Source organism: Butyricicoccus sp. (assembly GCF_050872565.1).
Lineage (GTDB): Bacteria > Bacillota > Clostridia > Oscillospirales > Butyricicoccaceae > Butyricicoccus_A.
Genome location: NZ_JBNMHC010000436.1, coordinates 1 through 1624 on the forward strand (window position 1 = coordinate 1; position 1624 = coordinate 1624).

Sequence of the window (1624 nt, forward strand, 5' to 3'; positions counted from 1 at the left end):
TGCCAAGGATTGGTGATGAAATTGTTAAAGTAGTTGTCTGCCGCAGCGGTTGCCGCGCCGTCTTTGATAAAGACAACCATATACTTGACAATCCATCCGCCGATTACACCGTAATACGGAACGATAATAATCGGGACGAGACACGTCAACAGGCCGATAAAGTGGAATTTCTTATTGAGCTTGTCATACGCACCGACAGCACTCAGGCGGGTGGAACGTCCCAGAGTGATCTCTGCTGTCATCAGAGAGTAACCGAAGGTCACCGCCAGAATGATATAAATGAGTAAGAATGTACCGCCGCCATATTTTGCTGCGAGGTACGGGAATCTCCAAAGATTGCCCAGACCAACAGCGGAACCTGCTGCTGCGAGGACAAAACCGATGCGGCTGGAGAAACTGCCGCGCTTTTTGTTCATGATAATACTCCCTTCTTTAAACTCCGTGTGCCCGTACAGGACACCAGTTATTCTTAATAGTTATACTATACTTGGCCGTAAAAAGAAAGAGAAAAGTTACAAATCAGGCGAAAAAATTCAAACTCTGTGCATAATGCCACAAAAAATTGGGGAAACTTTCCCTATCTGTAAGAAAAGGAGATAGTCTCATGTATGTGAAAGTCATTCGAGAGGGATGTATTGGATGCGGGCAGTGTGCGGAAATTTGTCCGCAGGTTTTTTGTCTGGCGGCGGACGGATTGGCGCGCGTCGAGCAGCAGCCGGAGTCTGGACTGGATGCGGTGGTGCAGATGGCGGCGGAGAGCTGTCCGGTCAGCGTCATTGAAGTAGAGGATGACTGATATTTATCCATAGAAAAAACAATAAAAGATATTGCGTTCTACCTGCTGTCTGTATTACAATAAGAATATCAAGCATGAGAATTTTAGGTTTGAAAATTGACAACTGAGGTGAATGAATCATGAATGAGAAACAGATGGCAGGATATGAAGCTGCAAAATATGTCAAGGACGGTATGCTGGTAGGTATTGGTACCGGTTCCACGGCATATTATCTGATTGAAAAGCTGGGTCAGCGCGTGAAGGAAGAGGGACTGAACATCAAGTGTGTCTCCACGTCTGATGCTTCCACTGAGCAGGCAAAGAGCTTGGGTATTCCACTGCTCGACACCAACGATGCACCGGAGCTGGACATCTGCATTGATGGCGTAGATGAAGTAGATCCGCAGTTCAACGGCATCAAGGGCGGCGGCGGTGCGCTGTTCCGCGAGAAGATTGTTGCACGCAGCGCAAAGTACAACATCTGGGTTTGCCACAGCGCAAAGCTGGTAGAAGAAATCGGCGATTTCGGTCTGCCGGTAGAGGTTCTGCCGTTTGGCTATAAGCATGTTGTCAAGAAGATGGAAGATGCAGGCTTTGAGCCGGTACTTCGTATGAACAAGGATGGTTCCATCTACGAGACCAACAACCATAACTATATTCTGGATACCAAGTACACCAACTCGAAGTTTGGTAAGGACTATGCAGCAATGGAAGCATTCCTCAAGGGCACCCTCGGTGTTCTGGAGACCGGCTTCTTCCTCAACTGCACCGACCTCATCATCTCCGCAGGCGCAGACGGTATCACCACGATTGAAAACCCGAACAAGTAATTGGGGAGAAATGATAGAA

2 protein-coding genes and 1 pseudogene are annotated in these 1624 nt (G+C 47.8%); 2 read left to right on the plus strand and 1 reads right to left on the minus strand.

Going from position 1 to position 1624, the window contains the following annotated elements:
• Nucleotides 1-416 (minus strand): annotated as a pseudogene (locus tag ACR0P9_RS12255) (sodium-dependent transporter); the annotation flags it as partial.
• A 188-nt stretch (nucleotides 417-604) separates the two neighbouring features.
• On the opposite strand from ACR0P9_RS12255, the gene ACR0P9_RS12260 reads away from it, so the two are divergent.
• Entirely contained in the window at nucleotides 605-796 is a 192-nt protein-coding gene (locus tag ACR0P9_RS12260) for a ferredoxin (RefSeq protein WP_432620549.1), read from the plus strand.
• A gap of 119 nt (nucleotides 797-915) precedes the next feature.
• Nucleotides 916-1605, plus strand: coding sequence for a ribose 5-phosphate isomerase A (gene rpiA, locus ACR0P9_RS12265; protein WP_216469815.1), 690 nt, complete (start codon nucleotides 916-918; stop codon nucleotides 1603-1605).
• Nucleotides 1606-1624 lie beyond the last annotated feature (19 nt).